Annotated in this window: 24 protein-coding genes; 16 read left to right on the plus strand and 8 right to left on the minus strand. The window is 63.4% G+C overall.

Annotation, left to right across the window (positions count from 1 at the left end; all coding sequences use genetic code 11):
- The first annotated feature begins 226 nt into the window (after window positions 1–226).
- On the plus strand, window positions 227–1,516 hold the full coding sequence (locus LDN85_RS03125; protein WP_144663349.1) for an adenylosuccinate synthase: 1,290 nt from the start codon (window positions 227–229) through the stop codon (window positions 1,514–1,516).
- Between the two features lie 123 nt (window positions 1,517–1,639).
- On the opposite strand, the gene LDN85_RS03130 is transcribed toward LDN85_RS03125, so the two are convergent.
- Together LDN85_RS03130 and LDN85_RS03135 are read right to left on the minus strand one after the other, a co-directional pair.
- A complete protein-coding gene (locus LDN85_RS03130; RefSeq protein WP_091553723.1) occupies window positions 1,640–1,933 on the minus strand; it encodes a type II toxin-antitoxin system RelE/ParE family toxin in 294 nt (97 codons plus the stop codon).
- Window positions 1,930–2,205, minus strand: coding sequence for a type II toxin-antitoxin system Phd/YefM family antitoxin (locus LDN85_RS03135; protein ID WP_026548114.1), 276 nt, complete (start codon window positions 2,203–2,205; stop codon window positions 1,930–1,932). Before LDN85_RS03135 ends, LDN85_RS03130 begins: the two co-directional genes overlap by 4 nt.
- A gap of 166 nt (window positions 2,206–2,371) precedes the next feature.
- Here LDN85_RS03135 and LDN85_RS03140 point away from each other — a divergent pair, with 166 nt between their 5' ends.
- The 4 genes from LDN85_RS03140 to LDN85_RS03155 all read left to right on the plus strand — a co-directional run bounded on the left by LDN85_RS03140 (window position 2,372) and on the right by LDN85_RS03155 (window position 5,998).
- Complete coding sequence (locus tag LDN85_RS03140; protein ID WP_223944565.1) at window positions 2,372–3,832, plus strand: MFS transporter; 1,461 nt, start codon at window positions 2,372–2,374, stop codon at window positions 3,830–3,832.
- 10 nt (window positions 3,833–3,842) lie between these two features.
- Window positions 3,843–4,715 (plus strand): SMP-30/gluconolactonase/LRE family protein, encoded by an 873-nt coding sequence (locus LDN85_RS03145; protein ID WP_223944566.1) that lies wholly within the window; start codon window positions 3,843–3,845, stop codon window positions 4,713–4,715.
- A gap of 94 nt (window positions 4,716–4,809) precedes the next feature.
- Window positions 4,810–5,043 carry a DUF6480 family protein gene (locus LDN85_RS03150; RefSeq protein ID WP_026542327.1) on the plus strand — a complete coding sequence of 78 codons (234 nt, stop codon included), beginning with the start codon at window positions 4,810–4,812 and terminating at the stop codon, window positions 5,041–5,043.
- Window positions 5,044–5,077: 34 nt separating this feature from the next.
- Window positions 5,078–5,998, plus strand: coding sequence for an NADP-dependent oxidoreductase (locus LDN85_RS03155; RefSeq protein WP_223944567.1), 921 nt, complete (start codon window positions 5,078–5,080; stop codon window positions 5,996–5,998).
- Between the two features lie 3 nt (window positions 5,999–6,001).
- Here LDN85_RS03155 and LDN85_RS03160 read toward each other — a convergent pair whose 3' ends face one another.
- Entirely contained in the window at window positions 6,002–7,750 is a 1,749-nt protein-coding gene (locus LDN85_RS03160) for an FAD-dependent oxidoreductase (RefSeq protein WP_223944568.1), read from the minus strand.
- A 71-nt stretch (window positions 7,751–7,821) separates the two neighbouring features.
- Here LDN85_RS03160 and LDN85_RS03165 point away from each other — a divergent pair, with 71 nt between their 5' ends.
- The gene (locus LDN85_RS03165) at window positions 7,822–8,763 is read left to right on the plus strand and encodes a LysR family transcriptional regulator (RefSeq protein WP_223944569.1); all 942 of its coding nucleotides are present in this window, start codon (window positions 7,822–7,824) and stop codon (window positions 8,761–8,763) included.
- A gap of 22 nt (window positions 8,764–8,785) precedes the next feature.
- Here LDN85_RS03165 and LDN85_RS03170 read toward each other — a convergent pair whose 3' ends face one another.
- From LDN85_RS03170 to LDN85_RS03180, 3 genes are all read right to left on the minus strand, one after another.
- Window positions 8,786–9,772 (minus strand): malate dehydrogenase, encoded by a 987-nt coding sequence (locus tag LDN85_RS03170; protein ID WP_026548110.1) that lies wholly within the window; start codon window positions 9,770–9,772, stop codon window positions 8,786–8,788.
- A 199-nt stretch (window positions 9,773–9,971) separates the two neighbouring features.
- Window positions 9,972–11,294 (minus strand): MFS transporter, encoded by a 1,323-nt coding sequence (locus tag LDN85_RS03175; protein ID WP_223945414.1) that lies wholly within the window; start codon window positions 11,292–11,294, stop codon window positions 9,972–9,974.
- Window positions 11,295–11,566: 272 nt separating this feature from the next.
- Window positions 11,567–12,400, minus strand: coding sequence for an alpha/beta hydrolase (locus tag LDN85_RS03180; protein ID WP_223944570.1), 834 nt, complete (start codon window positions 12,398–12,400; stop codon window positions 11,567–11,569).
- 97 nt (window positions 12,401–12,497) lie between these two features.
- Here LDN85_RS03180 and LDN85_RS03185 point away from each other — a divergent pair, with 97 nt between their 5' ends.
- From LDN85_RS03185 to LDN85_RS03200, 4 genes are all read left to right on the plus strand, one after another.
- On the plus strand, window positions 12,498–13,076 hold the full coding sequence (locus LDN85_RS03185) for a TetR/AcrR family transcriptional regulator (protein WP_026542334.1): 579 nt from the start codon (window positions 12,498–12,500) through the stop codon (window positions 13,074–13,076).
- Window positions 13,077–13,118: 42 nt separating this feature from the next.
- A complete protein-coding gene (locus LDN85_RS03190; protein WP_223944571.1) occupies window positions 13,119–14,420 on the plus strand; it encodes a cation:proton antiporter in 1,302 nt (433 codons plus the stop codon).
- Between the two features lie 45 nt (window positions 14,421–14,465).
- Entirely contained in the window at window positions 14,466–15,599 is a 1,134-nt protein-coding gene (locus tag LDN85_RS03195; protein WP_091553702.1) for a phosphatase domain-containing protein, read from the plus strand.
- Between the two features lie 107 nt (window positions 15,600–15,706).
- Window positions 15,707–17,212, plus strand: a complete 1,506-nt coding sequence (locus LDN85_RS03200; protein ID WP_223944572.1) for a CoA-acylating methylmalonate-semialdehyde dehydrogenase — start codon at window positions 15,707–15,709, stop codon at window positions 17,210–17,212.
- Here LDN85_RS03200 and LDN85_RS03205 read toward each other — a convergent pair.
- Entirely contained in the window at window positions 17,209–18,753 is a 1,545-nt protein-coding gene (locus LDN85_RS03205; protein WP_223944573.1) for a PucR family transcriptional regulator, read from the minus strand. The two genes, LDN85_RS03200 and LDN85_RS03205, sit on opposite strands and share 4 nt — an antisense overlap.
- A gap of 125 nt (window positions 18,754–18,878) precedes the next feature.
- Between LDN85_RS03205 and LDN85_RS03210 the strand changes: the two genes are divergently transcribed.
- On the plus strand, window positions 18,879–20,213 hold the full coding sequence (locus LDN85_RS03210; protein WP_223944574.1) for an aspartate aminotransferase family protein: 1,335 nt from the start codon (window positions 18,879–18,881) through the stop codon (window positions 20,211–20,213).
- On the opposite strand, the gene LDN85_RS03215 is transcribed toward LDN85_RS03210, so the two are convergent.
- Window positions 20,183–21,271, minus strand: coding sequence for a LacI family DNA-binding transcriptional regulator (locus LDN85_RS03215; RefSeq protein ID WP_223944575.1), 1,089 nt, complete (start codon window positions 21,269–21,271; stop codon window positions 20,183–20,185). The genes LDN85_RS03210 and LDN85_RS03215 overlap by 31 nt on opposite strands.
- Before the next feature lie 182 nt (window positions 21,272–21,453).
- On the opposite strand from LDN85_RS03215, the gene LDN85_RS03220 reads away from it, so the two are divergent.
- From LDN85_RS03220 to LDN85_RS03240, 5 genes are read left to right on the plus strand one after another with little or no spacing between them, the layout of a single operon-like run.
- Entirely contained in the window at window positions 21,454–22,320 is an 867-nt protein-coding gene (locus tag LDN85_RS03220) for an ABC transporter substrate-binding protein (protein ID WP_223944576.1), read from the plus strand.
- 33 nt (window positions 22,321–22,353) lie between these two features.
- On the plus strand, window positions 22,354–23,142 hold the full coding sequence (locus LDN85_RS03225) for an amino acid ABC transporter permease (RefSeq protein WP_026542342.1): 789 nt from the start codon (window positions 22,354–22,356) through the stop codon (window positions 23,140–23,142).
- Entirely contained in the window at window positions 23,139–23,927 is a 789-nt protein-coding gene (locus LDN85_RS03230) for an amino acid ABC transporter ATP-binding protein (RefSeq protein ID WP_026542343.1), read from the plus strand. Before LDN85_RS03225 ends, LDN85_RS03230 begins: the two co-directional genes overlap by 4 nt.
- Window positions 23,927–24,970, plus strand: a complete 1,044-nt coding sequence (locus tag LDN85_RS03235; protein WP_223944577.1) for a Gfo/Idh/MocA family oxidoreductase — start codon at window positions 23,927–23,929, stop codon at window positions 24,968–24,970. Before LDN85_RS03230 ends, LDN85_RS03235 begins: the two co-directional genes overlap by 1 nt.
- Before the next feature lie 39 nt (window positions 24,971–25,009).
- Complete coding sequence (locus LDN85_RS03240) at window positions 25,010–26,122, plus strand: FAD-binding oxidoreductase (RefSeq protein WP_223944578.1); 1,113 nt, start codon at window positions 25,010–25,012, stop codon at window positions 26,120–26,122.
- Window positions 26,123–26,171 lie beyond the last annotated feature (49 nt).

Below are 26,171 nucleotides of genomic sequence, written 5' to 3' on the forward strand. Positions count from 1 at the left end.
GCGCCCGGGTTTCCCTGGGGAAAACTTCACCAGGCTGCCGTTCAAGACACCTTGACACCAGAGAAAGCGGTCCCATCGGCTAAACTTGGCTGGTAAGAGCCCCGAACTCTTGCGTATGCCGGCCGTCGTGGCAGGCTGCACCGGTATCGTCGGGGCATTCTCATGTACGGCGTCGAGTCCTGGTCATCCGGTCAGTGTCTCGCCCGAAAGAATGGGGGAGGATCCCATGCCCGCTATCGTGATCGTCGGAGCCCAGTGGGGCGACGAAGGCAAAGGCAAAGCAACCGATCTGCTCGGTGGCCGCGTTGACTACGTCGTCAAGCCCAACGGCGGCAACAACGCCGGGCACACCGTGGTTGTTGGCGGTGAGAAGTATGAGCTGAAGCTCCTTCCCGCGGGCATCCTGAGCCCCAACGCCATTCCCATTATTGGCAACGGCTGCGTGGTGAACCTCGAGGCCCTGTTCCAGGAGATCGACGGCCTTGAAGCCCGTGGCGCGGACACCTCGCGCCTGCGCGTTTCGGCCAACGCCCACCTGGTTGCCCCGTACCACCAGGTCCTGGACAAAGTGACGGAGCGCTTCCTTGGCAGCCGCGCCATCGGTACCACGGGCCGCGGCATTGGCCCGGCCTACATGGACAAGGTGGCCCGCCTGGGTATCCGTGTCCAGGACGTCTTTGACGAGTCCATCCTCCGCCAGAAGGTGGAAGGTTCGCTGCGTCAGAAGAACGAACTCCTGGTCAAGGTCTACAACCGCCGCGACATCATTGCGGACGAAATCGTGGAGTACTTCCTTTCCTTCGCCGAGCGGCTCCGCCCGCTGGTCATCGACAGCACACTGGTCCTCAACAACGCTTTGGACGAGGGCAAGGTTGTGCTCATGGAAGGCGGGCAGGCAACGTTCCTGGACGTCGATCACGGCACCTACCCGTTCGTCACCTCCTCCAACCCCACCGCCGGCGGCGCTTCGGTTGGCTCGGGCATTGGCCCCACCCGCATTTCCCGGTCCATCGGCATCATCAAGGCGTACACCACGCGTGTTGGCGCCGGTCCGTTCCCCACGGAACTGTTCGATGACATGGGCGTGTACCTGCAGAAGACCGGCGGCGAGTTCGGAGTGAACACCGGGCGCCCCCGCCGCTGCGGTTGGTACGACGCCGTCCTGGCCCGCCACGCTTCCCGCGTGAACGGTTTCACGGACTACTTCGTCACCAAGCTGGACGTCCTCACGGGCATTGAGCAGATCCCGGTCTGCGTTGCCTACGACGTCGACGGCGTGCGCCATGACGAAATGCCCATGACGCAGACCGAGTTCCACCACGCAGTGCCCATCTTTGAGTACTTCGACGGTTGGACTGAGGACATCACCGGTGCCCGCACCCTGGAAGACCTCCCGGAGAACGCGCGGAACTACGTGCTGGCCCTGGAAAAGCTCTCCGGCACCCGTTTCTCGGCCATCGGCGTCGGCCCGGACCGCGACCAGACGATCGTGGTCCACGACCTCATCAACGACTGACACCACCAGCCAATTCACGACGACGGCGGGTCACCTTGGTTCCTCACGGAACCGGAGGTGACCCGCCGTCGTCGTTCTTATCCCGGTTCGGGCGGTGCGACTGCCGATAATCCTGCGTGGAGCTTATCGGGGTTTGTAAAGATCAGATCGATGTTCGATGCGGTGGACAAAAAGGACATGTTCTTCAAGGTCCAGAGTGAAGAGCACCCGATAATCGCCTCGCCGAGCGGTGCGGAGTCCGAGGAGTTCGTTCGTCAAAGGCTTGCTGAGCCGATGCGGATTCTCCGCCAGGGGTCCGGTGACGAACTCAATGATCGCGGTAGCGGCCTTTTCCGGTAAGCGCCTGAAGCCGCGCAACGCCGGGCTTGTGACTTCGATCGTCCATGGACTTGGACTGGTGCCGGCCGAATCGGTCACCGGGCCGGGAGTCCAAACTCCCGGCGGAGATCGTCCCCGCTGGTGGTGTTGCCCGCGGCGATGTCGCGTTTAGCCTGGTCCAGGTCTTCACGGATACCTGGCTGCGAGAGCCAGTGGATGGTTTCCTGCAAAGATTCCAGGTCGTCCGCGGACATGAGAACGGCAGATGGATGGCCGTGTCGCGTAATTTGAATGATCTCGTGCGTTGAGTCTGCTTCTTCGACCAAGGCGGACAGCTTGTCCTTGGCTTCACTCAGTGGCACTGTTCTCATAGCTGTATTTTAGCCAAACTTCAGGCCAGAAACTAGCCTAATTATTGGCTAACTTACATCGAGTGAAGCAGTTCGCACAGGTCTTTCCTTCCAGGGACTAATCTCCAGGCCCGTGGGGTTACTCCTTTTGGAGCGAAACCAGTGATGATGACGGAATGAGGGCACCATGACAACGGAAACCACCGAAGGAGTCGGATTCCGGTCCCGGCGCGGACCGATCCTGATTGCCCTGATGCTGGCTACCGGCCTGGTGGCCATCGACTCGACCATTGTGGCCACGGCGGTTCCGTCCATGGTGGAAGACATCGGCGGATTCAGTTCCTTCCCCTGGCTTTTCTCCGCGTACTTGTTGGCACAGGCTGTGTCGGTGCCGATTTACGCCAAGCTTTCGGACGTCGTAGGCCGGAAGCCCATCATCCTCAGCGGCATCGGCTTGTTCCTGCTGGGATCGATCCTGTGTGGGTTCGCCTGGAGCATGCCGGCGCTCATTGCCTTCCGCGTCCTTCAGGGCTTGGGCGCGGGGGCGGTGCAGCCGGTGGCTATTACCATCGCGGGGGATATCTATACCCTTGCCGAGCGGGCCAAGGTGCAGGGCTATCTGGCCAGCGTGTGGGCCATTTCTTCCGTAGTGGGGCCAACTTTGGGAGGGGTTTTCGCTTCCCTGGAAATTTGGCGCTGGATCTTCTTCATCAACATTCCGTTGTGCTTCCTTGCGGGCTGGATGCTGATAAGGACGTTCCACGAGAACATTGAGCGCGCCAAGCACAGGATCGACTACCTGGGCGCCGGTCTCCTCACGGTTTCCTTGAGCCTGCTGATTCTCGGGGCTTTGGAAGGTGGCCAGGCGTGGGCGTGGAACTCTCCGGTCAGCATTACTGTCTTCGCGGTGGGTGGCTTGTTGTTTGCTGCCTTCGTCCTGGCCGAGCGGAGGGCGGCGGAGCCGATCCTGCCCGCATGGGTGCTCTCCCGGCGGCTCCTGGCAACAACGGCGTTGATTTCCTTTGGTGTTGGTGCGGTCATGCTGGGCCTGACGTCCTATGTTCCGACGTTCCTTGAGGGGGCCCTGAAGACTTCTCCCATCCTCGCCGGCCTTGCCTTGGCTGCCCTGACGCTGGGCTGGCCGATCAGCGCATCCCAGGCCGGACGGTTTTATCTCCGCATCGGTTTCAAACGCACCGCCTTGATTGGAATCGTCATCTCCGTGGCGGGCGCGGCAGTGCTTGCCTTCACGGCGTCCTCGCCCAATGTGGTGTTGGTGGCACTGGCCTGCTTCATTGTGGGCCTGGGGCTCGGGCTGGTTGCTACCCCCAGCCTCATTGCCGCCCAGTCGAGCGTGGAGTGGAACGAGCGCGGCGTGGTCACGGGCACAAACCTGTTTGCCCGTTCGATCGGCAGCGCCTTGGGTGTGGCGGTCTTCGGTGCAATCGCCAACGCCATTTACGCCGGTGGTCCCAGCGGCGGTGTCGATCCCCAAACAACTGTGAACGCCTCCGCAGCGGTGTTCCTGGCCGTGCTTGTTAGTGCCGTCCTCACTGTTGTGGCCGTGATCGCCATGCCTGCTGCCCAGCGGGCGGACAGCAACACCCCGTCGGACGCAAAGGCCGCAGTGGGACCTGTGGAGGACTAGTCTCTAACGCATGGACGAACTGATCACCGGCACTCTGGAAAAGCTCTTCGAAGGCACCGTGTGGGCAGAAGGGCCGGCCTGGATACCGGAATCGCAAACAGTCCGCTGGAGCGACATCCCCAACAACCGCAGCCTGGAGTTCAACCCGGCAACCGGTGCAACCCGTGAGTACGCCACCGGCGTCGAATACACCAATGGCCGGACGCTGGACCATGACGGCAGCGTGGTGCAGTGCAGCCACGGCCGCAGGCGGGTGGAACGGGACCACGACGGCGTCGTGTCACCGATCGTTGAAGCGTTCGGTGGGCATCGGCTCAACTCGCCCAACGACGTTGTGGTGGCCGCCGATGGAACGGTGTGGTTCACGGATCCGCCCTACGGAATCCTGCCCGGGACGGTGGAAGGCCACGAGGGCGAGCAGGAGTACGGCGGCTGCTACGTGTTTCGGTTGAACCCCGCAACCAATGACCTGACGCCGGTGATTACCGATTTGGTCCATCCGAACGGTTTGGCTTTTTCACCGGATGAATCGCGGCTGTTCGTCTCCGATACCGCCGGCGCGTCCCACGGAGTCCCGTTCCGCATTGCCGCCTATCCGGTTGAGGATGGCCGGTGTGGGGCCGGAACCACCTTTGTGGAACTTGAAGAGGACCGGGCCTCGGACGGTTTCCGCGTTGACGTCGAGGGCAGGGTGTGGACTTCGGCCGGGGCCTCGGTGCGGGTTTACGCGCCCGACGGCGGGCTGGTGACCGCCGTCGAACTTCCGGAAAGGGTGTCCAATCTCTGTTTCGGCGGAGTCGACGGGCATGACCTCTACATCACGGCCACCACATCCCTCTATCGTGTGCGGACGGCGACGCGTGACACAGTGTGGGGTCGCTGAGAGTTTCACCGGGTTTGTAAGGTTGCTGTGGTTCTGGCCGTGCCGGTTCGATACGCTGGGTCAAAGCGTCACCACTGCTACAAGGGGAGTGAGCGTGTCAGGACCCAATCCCGATCCGTATGAGGACAAGATCACCGGCCTTGAGCCCGGCGGCGGAGTGCCACCGGGAGAAACGCCTCCGGGCGAATCCTCCACCGCAGGCCCCCAAGGCCATGACGAGGGCGGCCCCCGGAAGGGAACCCAGGCCTTATGGCTTGCCGCCATCGGCGCCGGAGTCCTGCTCTCGCTGCTGTACTTCATCGGCTACATCGTTGGCTTCTTCGATTAGGAATACGCTGCGCTAAACGGGAGTTGTCGCTCATATGAAGGCAATGACTTACAGCAAATACGGAAACCCCGACGTCCTTGAACTGACAGAGCAACCAATGCCCAAGGTGGGGCCGGGAATGGTCCTGGTCAAAGTGAAGGCATCCTCCGTCAATCCGGTGGACTGGAAAATCATGGGAGGCCACCTTGATCCGCTCATGGACCTCCAATTTCCGGCGATCCCCGGGTGGGACGTCGCGGGCGTTGTGGAAGCTGTTGGTATTGACGCTCCCCACTTCAAGCCCGGCGACGAAGTGATCTCCTACGGCCGGAAGGACTACGTCCACGGCGGCAGTTTCGCCGAGTACATCGCCCTGCCGGAGCGGCTGCTTGCCCGCAAGCCGGAATCGTTGGACTGGAATGAGTCGGCCGGGCTGCCCCTGGCCGGACTCACCGCGTACCAGGTGCTCAACCGCCTGGGCCTTCAGTCGGGAGAAACAGTCCTGATCCACGGCGGGTCCGGCGGGGTGGGCTCCCTGGGTATTCAGATCGCCGTGGCGCGCGGCGCGAAGGTGATCGCCACGGCATCTGAAAAGAACCACGACTTCCTGCGGTCACTGGGTGCCGAACCTGTTGCCTACGGTGAAGGCCTTGCCGCCAGGGTGAAGGCCGTGCGTCCCGAAGGCGTGGACGTGGTGGCCGACTTCGTGGGCGGCAACCTTGAAGCCACGCTTGAGGTCCTGGCCGACAACGGGCGCCACGCCTCCATTGCCGACAACGAGGTGGAGGCCCACGGCGGTACCTGGATGTGGGTCAATCCCGTGGGCGCCGAACTTCAACAACTCGCTGACCTGGTGGACGAGCACAAGATCCGGGTGGAAGTAGCCACCGCGCTGCCCCTGGCCGAGGCAGCTGATGCTTTCCGGCTCAACATGGAGGGCCACACCCGCGGGAAGATCGTGGTCACCGTTCCTTAAGGTTCACTCCACGAGCTTGCCGGCAACGGAGTCGTCCGCATTGGCCTCGGCCAGTGCCCGGAACGAATCCGGAGCCGGGGGCAGGCTTTCGAACCTGACCCCCTCATCGGTGGACCAGATGAAGTTCCCCTGCAATGCCGGATCTGCCGTTGGGAAGTCGGCACGGTTGTGGGCTCCGCGGGTTTCGCGGCGTTCCAGCGCGCACTCCAGGGTGGCCCGTGCCGCGAGCAGGGAGCCCAGGAGGTCGTAGGCGTGGGCCAGGTCATCAAACCCTGCGATGTCCGGATGGGCTGTGACCAGTTGGGCGCGTTCCTCCAACGCGGTCAACTTCTCAAGTCCCAGCTCCAGCCCTTTCTCGGTGCGCACTACCCCTGCGTGCTCGGTCATGAGGTTGCGGAGTTCACGCTGCAGCCGCCGTGCGGACTCTGTTCCGCGTTCGCTGAGGAGGGTCTGCAACTCCCGGCGGGCGATCTCGACGGCGGCAGTATCCCGGAAGATGTGCGTGCGTGAATGGACGTAGTCAGCCACGTGCCCACCGGTGATCCGGCCGTAAACCAGCAGCTCAATGAGTGAATTGCCGCCCAAACGGTTGGCACCGTGAAGCCCGGAAGAGGCTTCGCCGATTGCGTAAAGGCCGTTCACTCCTGTTCCGTGGTCCTCCGGTGCCACCCAGACCCCGCCCATGGAGTAGTGCGCTGTGGGAGCGATTTCGATTTTGGTGGTGGTGATGTCCAGCATCTGCAGGTCGATCAGCGTGCGGTAGACCCGTGGCAGCTTTTCCATGATGGTTTCCCGCGGCAGGTGCGAAACGTCCAGGTAGACGCCGCCCTTCTCCGTGCCGCGTCCCTCGGCCACCTCGGTATATGCGGCCAGCGCAACCCGATCCCGGGTGGAAAGTTCCATGCGCTCGGGGTCGTAACGTGCCATGAAGCGCTCGCCGAGGGCGTTGGTGAGAATGCCTCCTTCTCCACGGGCGGCCTCGGAGACCAAGGTTCCGGCAGCGTCGTCGGGTTCCAACAGGCCGGAGGGGTGGAACTGGACCAGCTCGGCGTCGCGGATGCTCGCCCCGGCCAGGGCTGCCAACCGGAAGGAATCCCCGGTGTTCTCATCGCGCCGGGAGGAGGTATGCCGCCAGATACGGGTATGTCCGCCTGCGGCCAGGATGACCGCATCGGCGTGGATCTGGACGGGAGTGCCGTCCACGACGTCGAATCCATAAGCGCCGAAGACGGTGCCGTCGGCCACGAGCAACCGCGTGATGTAGACGGTGTCGATGATGGGCACGTTCAGCTCTGCGGCCCGGCGCATCAGCGTTCGCTGGATCTCCAACCCGGTATAGTCCCCGGCGTAGGCGGTGCGGCGATACTTGTGTGCTCCGAAGAAACGCTGGGAGATGCGTCCATCATCCTCCCGGGCGAAGGGCATTCCCCACCGTTCAAGGTCCTCAATGCCTTGGGCGGCGTTCCGGGCTACCGTCTCGACGATGGACGGGTCGGCAAGGAAGTACGACTCCCGCAAGGTGTCGGCTGCGTGCTGCTGCCAGCTGTCTTCGGGATCCATCGTTCCCAGGGCAGCGTTGATGCCCCCGGCGGCCAGGCTGGTGTGGGCGTCGTGTTTGCGTCGCTTGCCTACCGCCAGTACCTCCACACCCCGCTGGGCGAGTTCAATGGAGGCGCGCAGGCCTGCGCCGCCGGTGCCGATGACAAGCACCGAAGTGGACATGAGTCGTTCTGGAGTGGCGTTGAAGTTCATGGCATCAACGCTAGGACGGTCCTCTTCATGTATCCAATGAATTATTTGGCTCAACCTGATGCGTTTATGCTATGAAGATGAAGTTGGAGCAGTTGCGCTCATTCGAGGCCCTTGCCAGGGTGGGGCATTTCACACGTGCGGCCGAGCAACTCTACGTGGCGCAGCCATCCCTGAGCAGGCAGATCGCTGCGCTGGAAGCAGATCTGGGAACGGCACTGTTCCACCGTGGACCCGCCGGAGCCACGCTGACGCATGCGGGAGAACTGCTTCTGCCCATCGCCCGGCGCATGCTCGGTGACGCGGAGACCGCCCGGGAGCAGATGAATGAGCTGGCGGGTTTGCGCCGGGGCCGCGTCCGCCTGGGCGCCCCGCCCACGCTGTGCGTCTCACTGGTGGCTGATGTACTGGCTGCTTTCCGCAGCGCGCATCCCGGAGTGGAACTGCATATCACTGAAGGCGGCTCGCGTTTCCTGGTCGATGCCCTGAACGAAAGCGCCCTGGACCTGGCCCTGGTGGTCACCCGCGGAACAGATCCCGCAGTACAGGGCACCGAACTGGTTCCGCTGCTGACCGAAGAGCTGGTGGTTGTCTCCGCCGCCGGATCAGGGTGGCGGGAAGAACTCACCTTGGAGGAATTGGCCGACATTCCCCAGGTGGCCTTCAATCGAAGCTATGACCTGCGGGTGGCCACGGAAGCCGCGTTCGCCGCCAAGGGGCTGGAACCGGTGATCGCCGTCGAGGGCGCCGAGATGGACGCAGTGTTGAGGTTCGTCGAACGTGGCCTGGGCGTGGCTGTGGTGCCGGCCATGGTTGTCATCGGCAGGCCCGGACTGCGCAGTGTCCGCCTGGTCAACCCCTCGCTGAGAAGGACCGTCAATCTGGCCCGGCGCAATGACATTGGTCCTTCAGCAGCCACCGCAGCAATGCAGGAGTTCATCTTCAGTACTGTTGACCGGCTGGCGGCGCCGGGCACCGAGCTTGCCCGTCTGGTCACGCCAACTGCACGTCATTGACGGAGATCAGATCAAGCCGGGTTCAGATCAAGCCGAGTTCAGCCACGGCGGCCCGCTCCTCAGAAAGCTCGGCGGCTGTCGCATCCATCCTTTTGCGGCTGAAGTCGTTCACTTCCAGCCCTTGAACAATTTCCCAGTTCCCGCCTGAGGTTGTCACCGGGTACGAATAGATGAGGCCTTCGGGCACTCCATATGATCCGTCAGAGGCAACGGCCATGGAAACCCAATCGCCCTCCGGTGTGCCGAGCAGCCAGTCGCGGGCTGCGTCGATGGTGGCCGACGCTGCCGATGCCGCGGAGGACGCACCCCGGGCATCGATGATCGCCGCACCCCGCCGGGCAACCGTGGGGATGAATTCGTTCTCTATCCAGTCCTGGTCGTTCACCGCCTCGGCCGCGTTCCGGCCGGCGACCTCTGCATTAAAGATGTCCGGATACTGCGTTGCGGAATGATTGCCCCAGACCGTCATTTTGCGGATATCCCCTACGGGGACCTGGAGTTTTTTGGCAAGCTGTCCAAGGGCGCGGTTGTGGTCCAGCCGGGTCAGGGCGCTGAACCGCTCAGCGGGTATGTCAGGGGCGTTGCTCATCGCAATCAAGGCGTTGGTATTGGCCGGGTTGCCTGTCACTCCAATGCGGACATCGTCGGCCGCGACCCGGTTCAGCGCCTTGCCTTGTGCTGTGAAAATAGCTCCATTGGCACTGAGCAGGTCGCCGCGTTCCATGCCCTTGGTGCGCGGACGGGCGCCAACGAGCAAGGCGAGGTTCACGCCGTCGAAAATGTGATCAGCGTCGTCGCCGATTTCCACGGAGTCGAGCGCGGGAAACGCACAGTCATCGAGCTCCATCACCACACCCTCAAGTGCCTTCAACGCCGGCGTGATTTCCAGGAGCCTCAGTTGCACCGGCGTATCGGCGCCGAACAAGGCGCCACTGGCGATCCGGAAGAGGAGGCTGTAGCCGATCTGGCCGGCCGCGCCGGTCACAGCGATCTTGATGGGTGTGCTCATGTCACGTTCTCCTTGCTGATCCGGGGTACCCGTTGGGCTTTGCAAGCTGTATGTCATCGTGCCACAGGGCTGGTCGGCGACTAGCTACGGGATCGCCGGAAACGCGCGAAATCGCCGGAAACGCGCGAAATCGCCGGAAGGGACCAGCGAGCTGGAGCCGTTCCGGCGATCTCGGTGCACAAGGGGCGATTTCGGCGATCTAGCGTGCTTCAAGGTCCTCGAGCGACTTGCCCCGGGTGTCAGAAGACAAGAGCGTTGCCACAGCGGACACAGCACAGATTCCCAGGGTGGTCAGGCCAATAACCAGGGGAATGTTGGCTGAGCCCGGGGGAGCGATGGCCGTGAACAGGCTCGGGAAGAACGAGGCGATCATGAGGCCGATGTTCTGGGAGACCGCGAAACCGGTGACCCTCATCCGCATGGGGAACTGCTCCTGGAAGAACGTAGCGAAGGTGGCGTTCCACATCTGGAAGAGGATGCCTTGGACAATCACGACGCAGACGAATACCAAGGGCAGGCTGCGCTGTTCGATGGCCCACAGGTAGCCCACGGTGAGCAGTCCGCCCGCAAGGCCACCGGCGACCATCAGGGAACGCCGGCCGATCTTGTCGGACAGTGCGCCGAACAGCGGGATGGTCAGGACTGCTGCGACGTTGGCAGCCAGGGTAACCCAGAGGAACTCGCTGCTGGAGAAGCCGATGCCGTAGCCCTTTTGGGTGGCGAAGGAGACCCCGAAGATGAGGGTGGCCATGCCGATCACGTTGGTAAAGGTCATGATGACGCACCGGACCAGAACCCAGGGGTGGGTACGCAGGAGGTCCACCAGCGGGAAGCGGCGCTTGGCGCCGGCGTCCCCGGACTGGGCCAGATAGGCCGGGGGCTCGTCCACGCGGCGGCGGATGACGTAGCCGGCCAGGATCACTACTGCGCTGAGCAGGAACGGCAGGCGCCAGCCCCAGGCATGGAATTGCTCGTCAGGGAGGAATGCGGCCAGCGGAATCAGGACGGCGGTTGCAAGGATTGAACCCACCTGCGTGCCTTGGAGGCTGAAGCTTGCGAAGAAGCCGCGCTTGGCGTCGGGGGAGTGCTCCACGATCATGGCGCTGGCACCGCCGAGTTCACCTGCCACGGCGAAGCCCTGGATCAGCCGGAGGATTACCAGGAGGACGGGAGCCAGGAGGCCCACCTGTCCGTAGGTCGGCAGGAGGCCGACCGCAAACGTGGCGAAGCCCATGAGCAGCATGGCGAAGACAAGGACTTTCTTGCGCCCGTGCCGGTCTCCGTAGGCGCCCAGGATCACGGCACCGAGCGGGCGGGAAACGTAGCCCACGGCGTAGGTTGCCAGCGAGGCGATGATGCCCACCGTGGGGTTTTCCGTGGGAAAGAAGATGGTGGGAAACAGGAGCGTTGCTGCCAAGGAATACAGCGCGAAGTCGTAGTACTCCAGCGCGCTTCCGATCCAGCCGCTCATGGCGGCCTTCCTCGGATCTTTCCCGCCGGTGCTGGATTCCGGACCTGTGATGGGTTCGGGGGAGGTGCTGAGATCCCTCCGGTGCGTGACTGTCACGTCGCTGTACTCCTCTGGCGTCGTTGGCAAGGAACAAGAACTCTTCCCATCCAGGACTGAACAAAGTGGTCATTCAGCGTGAGGAAGGTTACATCTTGAATCGATTCATAAATCATAGGTCGTGACGTGCGCTACGTCAACGCACGACGGCGGCAGCCCGCCTCTGGTTCGGTTGGAACCAAAGGCGGGCTGCCGCCGTCGTTATTGAGGTCTTGTCCGGTGTTGGCCTACTTGGCCAGGAAGCGCAGCAGGATCTCGTTAATTTCAGCCCCGTGCGTCCAGAGCATGCCGTGCGGCGCGTCTTCGATCTCCACGTATTCGGCAGAGGGCAGGCGCTTGGTGAACTCGCGGCCGGTGGCATCGATCGGCAGGATGCGGTCATCGGTGCCGTGGACAATCAGGGACGGGACGGTGACCTTCTCGATGTCGGAGCGGAAGTCGGTGAGCCAGGAATCCACTACTGCGAAGGATGCGTACCAGGAAGAGCCGGCGGCGACGTTCCAGGAATTGCGCAGCGCTTCTTCGCTGAGGCGGTTGCCCAGGAAGTTATCGGTGTTGAAGAAGTCGTTGTAGAAGTTGGTGAACCAGGCGTAGCGGTCCTCAATGGCGGCGTTGCGGATGCCGTCGAACACTGATGACGGAACGCCGGTGGGGTTGTCGTCCGTCTGGAGGAGGAACGGCTCGAGGGATGCCAGGAACGCGGCCTTGGCTACGCGGGCTTCGCCGTAGGTGCCGAGGTAGCGTCCAACTTCGCCGGTGCCCATCGAGAAGCCAGCCAGCACTACGTCCTGCAGGTCCAGGGTTTCAAGGACCGTGTTGAGGTCGGCTGCAAAGGTGTCGTAGTCGTAGCCGGTGGTCGGCTTGCTGGACTTGCCGAATCCGCGGCGATCGTAGGTGATGACCCGGTAGCCGGCGTTGAGGAGGGCTGCGGTCTGCTTTTCCCAGGAGCCGCCGTCCAGCGGGTAGCCGTGGATCAGGACTACGGGCTGGCCCGTTCCGTGGTCTTCGTAGTAGAGCTCAATGTCCGTGGTGTTCTCGGTGCCGACCTTGATGAAACCCATGATGCTTGTCCCTTTTCTCGAAGTGGAGAACGATCGTTCTCCCTCTGTGTTCTCCATAGTAGAGAACGTTCGTTCTCAATGCAAGTAGTATGGGTACATGGATATTTCCGAGGTCCGCCAACGAATCGTTGCCACTGCCGACGAGCTCTACAACGCCAAGGGAATCCAAGCCGTGGGCATGGATGAACTCCGTTCCGCGGCGGGGGTCTCGCTGAAGAAGCTCTACGGGGAATTCCCGTCAAAGAGCAGCATCGTCATGGCGGTGATGGAACACCGGCACCAGTCCTGGACCGAGGGGTTGGACGCCACCGTCCAACAAGCCGCGACCCCCAAGGAACGGCTCCTCGCCATCTTCGACTACCTCGCAGGATGGTTCTGCCAGGACTCCTTCCGGGGGTGCGGATTCATCAACAGCTTCGCCGAACTCGGAGCCGTCAGCCCGGAGGTGGCCGAGTACGCGCGAAAACACAAGGAATCGTTCCAGGAATACGTGGCCCGGCTCGCCCTCGATGCCGGCGCCCCGGCCTACCTTGCACCCCAACTGGCAATCCTCGCCGAAGGAGCCCAGACCACAGCGGCCATCGCAGGAACAGCGGAGGCTGCCGGACAGGCGCGCCAAGCTGCCCAGGTCCTGATCGAGGCAGCCATGATCGACGCAGCCCCGCCTGCGGACTAGGCTTTCTGACACCGCCCAACGGCCGGCAGGAAGAAGACCATTTTGTTTGAAGCCCCCAGCATCCTGTTTCTCGCGGCAGGAGTTGCCGTGTTGGCCGCAGCGGTCCTGCCGAAACTGTTGCGGCAAACGCCACTCTCCATGCCGATGGTTTTCCTCGGCAGTGGAATGCTGGCGTTCACCCTCCTGCCCGATCTTCCGGACCCGGATCCCATCCTGCATGCGGACTTCACGACCCACCTCACCGAGGTCTGCGTCATCATCTCCCTCATGGGCGCCGGTCTGGCCTTGGACAGGCCCTTCCGCTGGCGCGGATGGTCCACCACCTGGCGCCTGCTCGGCATCGTGATGCCACTGTGCATCCTGGTGATGACCCTGCTGGGGTTGTGGGTGTTGGGCCTGGGGCTCGCCGCCGCCATCCTGGTGGCCGCTGCCATTGCCCCCACAGACCCCGTCCTGGCCTCAGAGGTCCAAGTCGGCAGGCCAGCAGATACCGAAGAGGACCCGGACGAGGACGAGGTCCGGTTCGCCCTGACCTCCGAGGCCGGCCTGAATGACGGGCTCGCCTTCCCCTTTGTGTACCTTGCCATCCTCATCAGCGTGGTGGGCGCATCACCGGGCGCCTGGATTGGGGAATGGGTGGGTTTGGATGTGTTTTGGCGTATGGGCGTCGGCGTCCTGCTCGGCTTCGGAACGGGCAAGCTCCTGAGCCTGATCTTCTTTGCCGCCAAAGGCAAGAGCTTCCGCCTGTCAGAACACGCCGAGGGTTTCGTGGCGCTCGCAGCAACATTCCTGGCGTACGGCGCTGCGGAAATGCTGGAAGGCTACGGGTTCGTAGCGGTCTTCGTCTGTGCTCTGACCATCCGTTCCGCCGAGCGCCACCACAGCTACCACCAGGTTCTCCATGGCTACGTGGAGCAGCTCGAGCGTTTGATGACGGTGGTGATCCTGGTGCTCCTTGGCGGAGCGATAGCCCGTGGACTCCTGGAGGGGATCGGTTGGGCGGAGCTTGTGGTGGCCTTGGCATTCCTCCTGCTGGTCAGGCCCCTGGCCGGATGGCTCGGGTTGATGGGCGGCAAGACCGGACCGCGCGAACGGCTGGCCATCTCCTACTTCGGCATCCGCGGGATCGGCTCAATCTATTACGTCGGCTATGCGCTGACCCACGGCAACTTTGACGCCGAGGCACACCAACTTTGGGCCTTCATCGGTTTGGTGATTGCGTTGTCCATTGTGGTGCACGGCGCCACCACGGCACCCCTGATGAACCGGTTGGACCGCCTTCGCCTGGCTGAAGCGCGCAAGCTGCACGGTGACGAAGGCAGGGCGCCGACCACTGCCGTATGACAAGGGGAGTGACGCTCCGGTGTGTCGTCGTGGAAGACTGGACGCATGGCTTCCCGTCCCCTGAAACCGCGCCCCACATCCGACGCCGTTGATAACGGCGGCACCAGGCAGCCCGGCAAAACCCGCCGCCACCTCGCGTTGAGGCTCGACGACGCGTGGCTTGGTTTCCAGACGCAGCTAGCCATCCGGCGTGGCCGGGTGGAAACGGTGATTCCCTACACCGGCTATGGAAGTACCAAGTGGGTGCGGGTGCTGGCGCGCGTTGTCCGCAGTGACCCCCGGGATGCGGCAGGGCATGCAAAGCCGTTGCAGGAGAGTATGCGCGGATGGCGGAATTTCACGAGTGCTCCTGTGGCTCACGCCGATGTCAACGTGACTGTCGCCGGTACCGTTTTCACTGTGCGGGCGGACCGCGGCGGCGTAGTGGATGCCCGTATTCCGGTGGCCCTGGATGCCGGCTGGCACACCATCACGCTGCAATCCGGGGAGTCGGAAACTGTGGAGGCTCCCGTGGAGATCGTCGCGGACGACGCTGACTTCGGCGTCGTGTCCGACATTGACGACACCGTGATGGTGACCGCGCTGCCACGTCCGTTCCTGGCGGCCTGGAACACTTTCGTGCTCAACGAGCACGCCAGGACTCCCACCCCGGGGATGGCTGTGCTGTATGAGCGGATAGCCAGGACGGCGCCCTCTGCCCCAGTCCTTTACCTGTCCACCGGGGCCTGGAACGTCGCCCCAACCCTGTCCCGCTTCCTGTCCCGCAACTTGTACCCGGCCGGTCCCAAGCTCCTGACCGACTGGGGTCCTACTCCCGACCGCTGGTTCCGCAGCGGCCAGGAGCACAAACGGAACTCCCTGGAACGCCTGGCGGAGGAGTTTCCCACCATGAAATGGCTGTTGGTGGGCGACGACGGCCAGCACGATGAAGCCATCTACTCCGAATTCGCCCAGCGTCATCCGGAAAACGTCCGGGCAATCGCCATCCGCCAACTCTCGGCGGGGGAAGCTGTACTGGCGGGTGGCCGTTCAAAGTCCGGGGGTCAACCCACGCCGGGTGTCCCGTGGATCTACGCACCGGATGGAGCGGGGATGTCCGCACAGCTTGAGGAACTCGGCATTATCCGGAACGAAGTCCGCTCCGCCGATGATCCCGAGGAAGGCGAAGTCGCCCCATAGACATATGTCCAACAAGCTCGTTGTCTTTCGCTCAATGTACTGACACGTGGGCGAGCCTGCGAACTTACGGTGGAACACATCCATCCCCCGTAAGAGAAGAGAACGCAGTGTCTGACATCAACCAGCTTCCCGTGGTCCCGCACTGGATCGGAGGCGCCGGCTCGCCATCGGCCGGCGACCGCACCGCCCCCGTATTCGATCCCGCCCTCGGCCGTGAAACCAAGCTGGTCAACCTTGGCAACGCCGAGGACATCGAGTCGGCCATCGCATCGGCCCACAAGGCATTTCCTGCCTGGCGGGATATGTCCATCACCAAACGCCAGCAGATCATTTTCCGCTTCCGGGAGCTGCTGAACGAGCGCAAGGGTGAGCTCGCGGAGATCATCACCTCCGAGCACGGCAAAGTAGTCTCCGATGCCCTCGGTGAAATCACCCGGGGCCAGGAAGTCGTGGAACTGGCTACCGGCTTCCCTCACCTGATCAAAGGCGAGCATTCAGAAAACGTCTCCACCGGCGTCGACGTCTACTCCACCAAAGCGCCGCTGGGCGTGGTGGGCATCATCAGCCCGTTCAACTTCCCTGCCATGGTGCCGTTGTGGTTCCTGCCGATCGCCATCGCGGCCGGCAACACTGTGGTCCTCAAGCCGAGCGAGAAGGACCCGACGGCGGCCAACTGGCTCGCTGCCCTGTTCACTGAGGCGGGCCTTCCGGACGGAGTCTTCAACGTCCTGCACGGCGACAAGGAAGCAGTGGACGGCCTGCTGGAACATCCCGATGTGAAGGCCATTTCCTTCGTCGGCTCCACTCCGATTGCCCAGTACATCTACGAGACCGCAGCCCGCAAGGGCAAGCGCGTCCAGGCCCTTGGCGGTGCGAAGAACCACATGCTGGTCCTGCCCGACGCCGACCTCGAGCTGACCGCCGATGCCGCCATCAACGCAGGCTTCGGTTCGGCGGGGGAGCGCTGCATGGCGATCAGTGTGGTGGTGGCCGTGGAGCCGGTTGCTGACGCGTTGATCGAAAAGATCACCGCCCGGATGTCCACCCTGAAGATCGGCGACGGCCGCCGCAACTGCGACATGGGCCCACTGGTCACCCGCCAGCACCGCGACAAGGTGGCGTCCTACATCGACGTTGCCCTCGAGGACGGTGCCAACGTTGTGGTGGATGGCCGCGGCATCGAGGTGGACGGGGATGCAAACGGCTTCTGGCTTGGGCCTACGCTGATCGACGACGTCCCGGTCACCTCCCGTGTGTACACCGAGGAAATCTTTGGACCGGTCCTGGCAGTGGTGCGCGTCAAGAGCTACGAAGAAGGCCTGCACCTGATCAACTCCGGCGCTTTTGGCAACGGCACGGCGATTTTCACGAACGACGGCGGTGCAGCCCGCCGCTTCCAGGCCGAGGTTGAGGTGGGGATGGTGGGCATCAACGTGCCCATTCCCGTGCCGGTGGCGTATTACTCCTTTGGCGGATTCAAGGACTCCATTTTCGGCAGCTCCAAAGCGTACGGCTTGCAGGGCTTCCAGTTCTTCACCCGCGAAAAAGCCATCACCTCACGCTGGCTGGACCCCAGCCACGGCGGCATCAACCTGGGCTTCCCGCAGAACTAGGACGATGTCTGCGGGCGCTCTTCCGCAAACTCGACGGCGGCGAACAGTTCCAGCCTGTCGCGCAGGTTGTCGAGGTTGAGGCCCAGGACGTTCCCGGCGGCGTCGATCCGGTTCCGGAGGGTGTGCCGGTGGATCCCCAGCTCCCTCGCCGTGCGGTCCCAGACGCAGTTGTTGGCCAGCCAGGCCGTAACCGTGGGCAGCAGCTGCGTCTGTTCGGTGTCGTCATGCCTGGCCAAGGGCTCAAGGAGCCGGCGGGCAACGGAGGCCGCTTCGTCACGTCGGAGCAGCCCGAGCATCCCGCCTTGGGAGATGTCCTCGAAAGCCACCAGGGGCCGGCTCAGCTCCGTGGCGCGTTTCAGCGCCCGCTCGGCTTCCGCCAATGCCTTGGGCAGGTGGGCGAAGTCCGTTTCGGCCGAAACCCCCGCCGTTGCGCCGTACTTGTCCAGGAGGGTGCTGACTTTCGGCTGGAGGGCGGGTCCGGCCAGCACCACGATGTTTTCGTTCCGCTGGGCGTAGAAGATGGCACCCCGATGGTCATCGGACAGCAGCTCGAGCGCTTCGAGCAGGTTCTGTCCCTGTCCGGGAGGCTGCGCCAGGGTCACCAGCAGGGGCTGTGCCGGCAGCCGGCCCCAAACCTGGCGTCCGGTACGTTCGGCAACATCGAAGCTGCCGGCCAGCAACTGCTCCAAGACCCCGGCACGCAGATGGCGGCGGGCAGTGTCCAGGGTCCGGGTTTGCTCCAGGGCGAGGCTGGCCAAGGCGATAACGCTGTTGATGATGTCGGTGCGGGCCGGGTCCAATGGCTCGATGGCGCCCAAGACCAGGACGCCACGCAGATGGTGCCTGCGGCCCAGCGTCTGCAAGGTGACGTGTCCGCCGTCGATGGTCAGTTGCGATACCGACCGCGATCCCTTGTCCAGCGATTTTCGGACGGCTTCTTCCACACCCGGCATCAGGGCCGATGGCACGGGACGGTTGTTGGGCATCAGGATGTGGTTGCCCGCGGCGTCAAAGAGGGCAACCCAGCCGTGCAGTTGGCGCTCGAGTTCGGCCAGGATGGACCTGAGGCCATCGGGACGAAGTGCAGCCCGTGCGATGGCGCGCTGGGCCTGGAGCGACCACTCGGAGCGCGCATGCTGTTCGGTTGCGAGCCAATCGGCCACGAAACGGATGACGGCGATGAACGGAGTCCTGTCCGGAACCTCAAGCAACGGCAAACCCCGGGTCCTGCAGGCTTCGACCAGCCCTGCAGGCAGCACCCCATGGATCACCTGGGTGGCAAAACCAAGGCCGCTGATCCCATGGGCCACCAGCCGCTCCACGTAGTCGCCATAGAGCGCAGCAGGAGCATCGCCCACCGGAAATTGTGTCCCATCCGTCAGGAGCAACTGCCCTGGATCGAGGAACGGAGTGGGGTCCCCAAGATCGGAACTGTGGACCCAGGATACCGGCACCTCCGCAGCAGCATCCCCCGCCTCCGGCGTTACCAGCCGCAGGTTCAAAGTGCTGTCGCGGACGATGGCGTTGAGGGTCGGTGGCATACTCGTGGCTCCTTGGAAAAACGTAGTTCCGTCAGGAGTTCACTATACAAATGTCGAGAGGGACTGCGGCTATCACCGGCGCATGATGAAGGGACATCCAGCCCCGCCAGAGAGAGGACCCTCCCATGTCACCCACCCGCACCGCCCCGGCTGCTTCCTTGGCAGCAAGCAACTCCGAGGTCGCAGAAAGGGATACCGCCAGCGTGTTCCATTCGTGGTCTGCCCAGGGTTCGTTGAAACCACTGGCGATCGCCGGCGGTTCCGGCAGCACGGTTTGGGATCATGAGGGCAGGACCTACCTGGACTTCTCAAGCCAACTGGTCAACACCAACATCGGCCACCAGCACCCGCGGCTTATCGAAGCCATCAAGGAACAGCTGGACACGCTCACCACCGTTGCTCCCGCGCACGCCAACCGCACGCGCGCGATGGCGGCCGAGAAGATCCTCTCCCATGCGCCGGAGACCATGGACAAGGTGTTCTTCACCAATGGCGGCGCGGACGCCAACGAAAACGCCATCCGGATGGCCCGGCTCCACACTGGCCGGGACAAGGTCATCTCCCGCTACCGTTCCTACCACGGCAACACCGGGGTAGCGATCGTGGCGACCGGGGACTGGCGCCGCATTCCCAACGAATACTCCCGCGGCCACGTCCACGTGTTTGGGCCGTACCTTTACCGTTCCGAATTCTGGGCCGAAACCCCGGAGCAGGAAGCAGAACGGGCACTGCAACACCTGCGCCGGACCATCGAACTCGAAGGTCCGCACTCCGTTGCTGCCGTGCTGCTGGAAACCGTTCCCGGTACCGCCGGGATACTGCTTCCGCCGCCGGGATACCTTGAAGGTGTCCGCGCGCTCTGCGACCAGCACGGAATCGTCCTGATCCTGGACGAAGTCATGTGCGGCTTTGGACGCACAGGTGATTGGTTGGCCCTTGACGCCTTCAACGTCCGGCCGGACCTGGTCACCTTCGCCAAGGGCGTCAACTCCGGCTACGTCCCGGTAGGCGGCGTCATCATCTCCGAAGAAATCTCCCGGACCTTTGATGAGCGCGTCTTCCCGGGCGGGCTTACCTATTCAGGCCATCCCCTCGCGGCAGCTTCGATCGTTGCCTCCATCGAAGCCTTCGAGGAGGAGGGCATCGTCCGGAACGCCGCACGCATTGGCGCCAACCACCTGGAACCGGGCCTGAAAGCCCTCGCTGCCAAGCACGACGTCATCGGCGAAGTGCGCGGGCGCGGCGTGTTCTGGGCTTTGGAACTCGTCGAAGACCGCCAAAGCCGCACACCGGTCAGCGCCGCCTTCATGGGCAAGCTTAAAGCGGAACTGCTCCACCGCGGACTGTTGCCCTTCATGGCGGACAACCGCGTGCACGTGGTGCCTCCCGCCGTCGTGACCCCCGAAGAAGTACGCCAGGCGCTGGCGATTTACGACGACGCCCTGACCGCCGTCCGCTGAGGCGCTCCCACCGAACCGCGCTGGATTAAGCGGGCCACCAGTTCCGGTGCTGGCGCGGCGGCTTTCCTGCCTTCGATCCGACGGATCAGGGCGGTTGCCGCCGCGATGCCCATGTCATAGACGGGCTGTGCGATGACGGTGAGCGGGGGAGTGGTGAGGCGTGTCCAGGCGAAGTCGTCGTACATCAGGAAAGAGACGTCGGCGGGGATGGCAAGTCCGGCCTCCTGGATGGCTTCCACCACGCCCAAGGCGATCAGGCCGTCGGAGGCGATGATGGCGGTGGCCGGGTCCGGCCCTTCGAGCAGCCCCCGGGTTATGGCTTTCACGGATTCGGAGTCACCGGCGTTAAGGCGGACCAGATCGGCGGGTAAAGCGAGTCCCTCGTCCTTGAACGCGCGGCGGATTCCCTCCAGGCGGTCCGAAATCTGGGAGGAGTCCAGCACCATCCCTTCCTCGTAAGGCCGGTCTGTTTTCAGAGTGGAAACGAACGCGATCCGCTGATGCCCGGACTCGATCAGGTACTTGGTTGACTCATAGGAAATGCCGCCCATGTCCACGGCGAAGGTTTCTGCGTCCAGCCCTTGGGCGGCGCGGTCCAGGAGCACCAGGGGGCGGCCCGAATCCTGGACCTGCTGCAGATGCGAGGTCTCCACGGATGATGCCGGGGCCACGATGAGTCCGTCCACGCGCTTGTCCAGCAGCACGCGGACGGCGTCGACCTCGGCAGCCCTTTCCTCGTCGGTATTGATGAGGATGACGTTGTAGCCGCTCTTCTTGGCGGTGTCAGTAATGCCCCTCATGGCGAGGCCAAAGTGCGGGTTTTCGATATCGCCCACCACCACGCCAATGGTGTTGGACCTTCCAGTGTTCATGCTCCGCGCCAGCTCGTTGGGCCGGTATTCGAGCTCTTCCGCCGCGGCCAGGACGCGCTCCCGGACGTCGTCGCTGACTGCTCCGTAGTTGCCCAACGCGCGGGCGGCTTGCGCCTTGGACACTTTTGCGGCTTTGGCGACGTCGGCAACCGTTACGTCCCGCCGTCGGGATCCGTCAGTGCTCATGTTCACCTTTCAGTGGGGTGTTGACGCGGCTTTGTGAGTTCCGCTACATTTCTTATCAATCGATGTGAGTCCGGTCTCAATCCTAGGGGCTGAGACCGGACTCAACAAGACCCCGCATCGAGCAAATAACTTCCAGCGGCTCCTGACAGCACCGCTTAGACCTCCCACGATTGGACAACGCTGTGATTAAACTGAACTTCCGCCCGGCAGCGCTCGCAGCCGCAGCAGTGGCGGCTCTCCTCGCCCTTTCGGGCTGCGGCGGGTCGCCCGCCGCCAACTCCCCGTCCGCCGAAAACCGTTACGGCCTGATCCAGCCCGGCACCATCCGCGTGGCCAGCCTGGGCGACTCCAAGCCGTACACCTTCACCGACAGCTCCGGAAACTTCACCGGCTTTGACGTGGAACTCTTCAAGGACGTGGCTCACCGCGCCGGCGTAGACAACGTGGTCTTCACCGGACAGGACTTCTCAGGGCTCCTCGCGGCCGTGGCCAACGGACAGTTCGACGTCGGTGTCGCTGCCATCGGCATCACGGACAAGCGCAAGGAAACCGTTGACTTTTCCGATGGCTACCTCGCCGGCTACCTGACGGTCATCACCACCAAGGACTCCGGCATCAAGGACGCGGACGCACTCAACGGCAAGCGGCTTGGAGTTGTCCAGGGAACCCTGCAGGAAGCCTACGCAGTGAAGAACTTCACCTCTGCGCAGCTGGTCCGCTTCCCGGACAACAACACGGCAATCTCCGCAGTCAACAGCGGGGCCGTGGACGCCCACTTCCTCGATTACGAGGCAGCCAAGGAATACCAGGAGCAGTTTGGACTGGTCAGCGCCGCGGACATTCCGTCGTTCGACGCCCCCGCCGGATTCGCCATCGCCAAGGACAAGACCGCTTTCAAAGAGGCCTTGAACAAGGGCCTGGCCGAAGCAATGGAAGACGGCACGTGGAAGACGCTCTACCAGAAGTGGTTCCCGGGCTCGCCGATGCCGGAGCAGTACCTCCCCAAAGCCGAGCAGACCTCAAGCCCGGCCCCGACAGCCAGCAAGTAACCGCACCAAACAACCAACGTCTGAGAGCACTCAATGGATTGGCTCAACACCATCAGCCGCACGTTCTTCGATTTTGACGCCATGATCGAAGTACTGCCCCAACTCCTCGGAGTTGGCCTCCTGAACACCCTGATCATCTCCATCGCAGCAACCATCCTCGGCGTAGTGATGGGAATGGTGGTGGCCGTCATGGGCATCTCCCGCTCCAGGTGGCTGCGTATCCCTGCAAGGATCTACACCGACCTCTTCCGCGGTCTGCCCGCCATCTTGACCATCCTGCTGATCGGCCAGGGTTTTGCCCGGTTGAGCCAGTCGGTCTTTGGCCCCTCTCCTTATCCCCTGGGCATCATCGCGCTGAGCCTGATCGCCAGTGCCTACATCGGAGAGATCTTCCGCGCCGGCATCCTCAGCGTGGACAAGGGCCAGGGAGAAGCCTGCCGCGCACTGGGCATGAGCTACGCCAAGTCCATGTCCCTGGTGGTAGTCCCGCAGGGTGTACGCCGGGTGCTTCCGGCCCTGGTCAACCAGTTCATCGCCATCGTCAAGGACTCCTCCCTGGTCTACTTCCTGGGACTCCTCGTCAGTGAACGCGAACTGTTCCGGGTGGGCCAGGACGCAGCAGTGTTGTCCGGCAATCTCTCGCCGTTGGTCATGGCCGGCATCTTCTACCTGGTGATCACCGTGCCGCTGACCCACTTGGTCAACTACTTCGACAACAAGTTCCGCACCGGCCGCCGTCGTCCCACGGCACCCACCAGCGGACTGAAGGAAGTCAAGGAACTCGACGCGGCCTCGCCGCTCATCACCGGGAGCAACACGTGAACCTCACCAGCAGCAGCGCCACCAGCACCAAGAATTCAGCACAGGATATTGAGAAGTTCAACGGCTCGAGCCTCGAACTGCAGAACCTGACCATGGCCTACGGCGACGTCGAGGTACTCCGGAACGTCAGCCTCAACGTCGCCCCGGGGACCACCACCTGCATCATCGGGCCTTCGGGATCAGGGAAGTCCACGCTCCTGCGCGGCGTCAACCGCTTGCACGAACCCAAGAGCGGGGACGTCCTCCTGGCGGGTGAAAGTGCCCTCAAGGTCAAGCCGGACATCCTCCGCGCCCGGATCGGCATGGTCTTCCAGCACTTCAACCTCTTCCCGGACCACACTGCCCTAGAGAACGTGGCGCTGGCCCTATGGAGCGTCAAGGGGATGTCCAAGGCCGAAGCCCGGGAACGTGCCCGGCGCCGTCTCGCCGAAGTCGGGCTCGCCGAACGGGCCGACCACCGGCCACGCGACCTCTCCGGCGGCCAGCAGCAACGCGTCGCGATCGCCCGGGCGCTGGCCATGGAGCCCGAAGTCATGCTCTTCGACGAGGCCACCAGCGCCCTGGACCCGGAGCTGGTCAAAGGCGTCCTTAACCTCATGGCAGGCCTTGGCCGACGCGGCATGACCATGCTGGTTGTCACGCACGAGATGGGTTTTGCCCGGAAGGTAGCTGACCAGGTGGTGTTCATGGATGAGGGCGAAGTAGTGGAAATCGGTACTCCCACAGAACTCTTCGACAACCCCCGCAGCGAACGCCTGCAGCGCTTCCTCTCGGAGGTCCTGTGATGGGGGAGGTAGCAGCGGCACCCATCCGGACCGCCGTCGTCGGGTTCGGCGTCTCGGGCAAGGTGTTCCACGCGCCGCTCATCGAAGCGGACCCGGACTACTCCCTGGACGTCATTGTGACCGCGGATCCGCGACGAAAAGCCGAAGCGGAACGCCTCTACCCGCAGGCAAGGATTGTCCCCACGCCGGAAGACATGTTCGCCCTTTCAGGCAACCTGGACCTCGTGGTGCTGGGAACACCGCCGCTGACGCACCTTGAGCTCGGTGCCACGGCGATCGCCCATGGCCTGAACGTTGTGGTGGACAAGCCTTTCGTCACTACAGTCGCCCATGGTGAGGAACTGGCAGGGCGGGCGTCCGACGCCGGTGTGCAGCTGACGGTCTTCCAGAACCGCCGGTGGGACGCCGATTTCCTGACGCTGTCAAAGCTGCTGAAGGACGGCGCCCTTGGCGAGGTGCGAACCTTTGAATCACGCTTTGAATGGTGGCGTCCGGAAGGCTTCGGGAACTGGCGCGATTCGGCCACCCTGGCCGAAGGAGGAGGCATCCTCCACGACCTCGGCGCCCACCTGATCGACCAGGCCATCCAGCTGTTCGGGCCTGTGGAGGAGAGCTACGGCGAAACCGCCAACCATGGCCCCCATCCTGATGCCGCGGACACTGAAGCTTTTGTGTCGTTGCGCCACGAATCCGGTGTCCGCTCGCGGTTGTGGATGAACGGCATGGCCGCCCAGGTTGGCCCGCGCTTCCACGTCCTCGGCTCCAAAGCCGCGTACACCAAGTGGGGACTGGACAGCCAGGAACCCGCCCTCGCCGCCGGCATCACGCCGTCGGACGCTTCTTACGGCCGCGACCCCCAGGAGTCTTGGGGGCTGCTGGGTGTGGACGGAACAGCTACGCCGGTCCCGGCGGAAAAGGGCGCCTACCCACAGTTCTACCGGGAACTTGCCGCCTCGCTCCGCGGCCAGGGGCCCCTTCCCGTGCAGCCGGCCGAAGCACTGGCCACCCTCAAAGTCATCGAAAACATCCACGCCTTCGCCTAGGCGCATTTCACAGCTTCAACACCAAAGAAAGGGAGAACCATGTCCTCCACCAAGCACGTTGCCGTCATCGGAGGCGGCATCCTGGGCGTATCCACTGCCGTCCACCTGCTCCGCCAAGGAGCTTCCGTCACCTTGCTGACGGAGCAGGGCCTGGCCAGCGAAGCCACCGGCCGGTCCCTGTCCTGGCTCAATTCAGCAGGGGAACGTTCCACGCCCTACCACCAGCTGCGCGTCGCCGGGGTTGACCGGTACCGCACGCTGTTCGCCGCGGACCCAAGCCGTGAATGGCTCCAGTTCGGTGGCGGGCTCATGTGGAACGCGTCCGGCCAGGACCAAGCCACCGAAGCCCGCCACGCTTACGAGAAATCCATTGGCTACGATTCCAAGCTGTTGGCCCCCGAAGAGATCGCCAACGTCACCCCGGGCATCGACTCCGGCGCAGTCCCCGGGAAGGCCATCTTCAATCCCGGCGAAGGGTGGGTCAGCTTGCCGGACCTGGTGAACTTCCTGATGGAGGAATTCCACGCCCTGGGCGGCCAACTGGTCCTCAACGCCGGAAAAGCCTCAGTGATGGTCGACGGCGGACGCGCCACCGGCGTCGAAACTGCCGGCGGTGAAACGTACCCCGCGGACGCTGTATTGGTTGCCTGCGGTGCTGCAACGCCCGCCGTGGTGAAGCCCTTGGGAGTGGAGATCCCCAACGGTTCCCCCGTGTCCATGCTGGTGGTCACCAAACCGGTGGAACACCACGTCACCGCCGTGATGAATACGCCGCGTGCCGCAGTCCGCCCCAACCCCGGCAACACGTTTGCCTTGGACCACGACTGGTACGAAGAGAACATCACCGAGCACGCTGATGGGTCCTTCACGATTCCCGATGACATTGTCCAGGAATTGGCGGACGAGTCCTCCAAACTGATTGCTGGCAACCCCGAGCTCAAGCCGGCCTCGTGGAAGATCGGCTACAAGCCCATTCCCGGTGACGGCGAACCGGTATTCGGTGAGCTCGGCCAGGTGCCTGGCTGTTTTGTTGCGTTCACACACTCGGGAGCCACGCTGGGCCTGATCGCCGGTGAACTGTTGTCCGGTGAGATCCTCGGCGGTGAAAAACACCCGATGCTGGCCACATTCCGGCCGGGGCGCTTCTCCTAGGCGGGCTTCTCCCAAACGGGCGCTTCTTCCAAGCGCTTCCACTAGCCGC

The sequence above is a fragment of the Arthrobacter sp. StoSoilB20 genome, from assembly GCF_019977295.1.
Classification (GTDB): Bacteria; Actinomycetota; Actinomycetes; order Actinomycetales; family Micrococcaceae; genus Arthrobacter; species Arthrobacter nicotinovorans_A.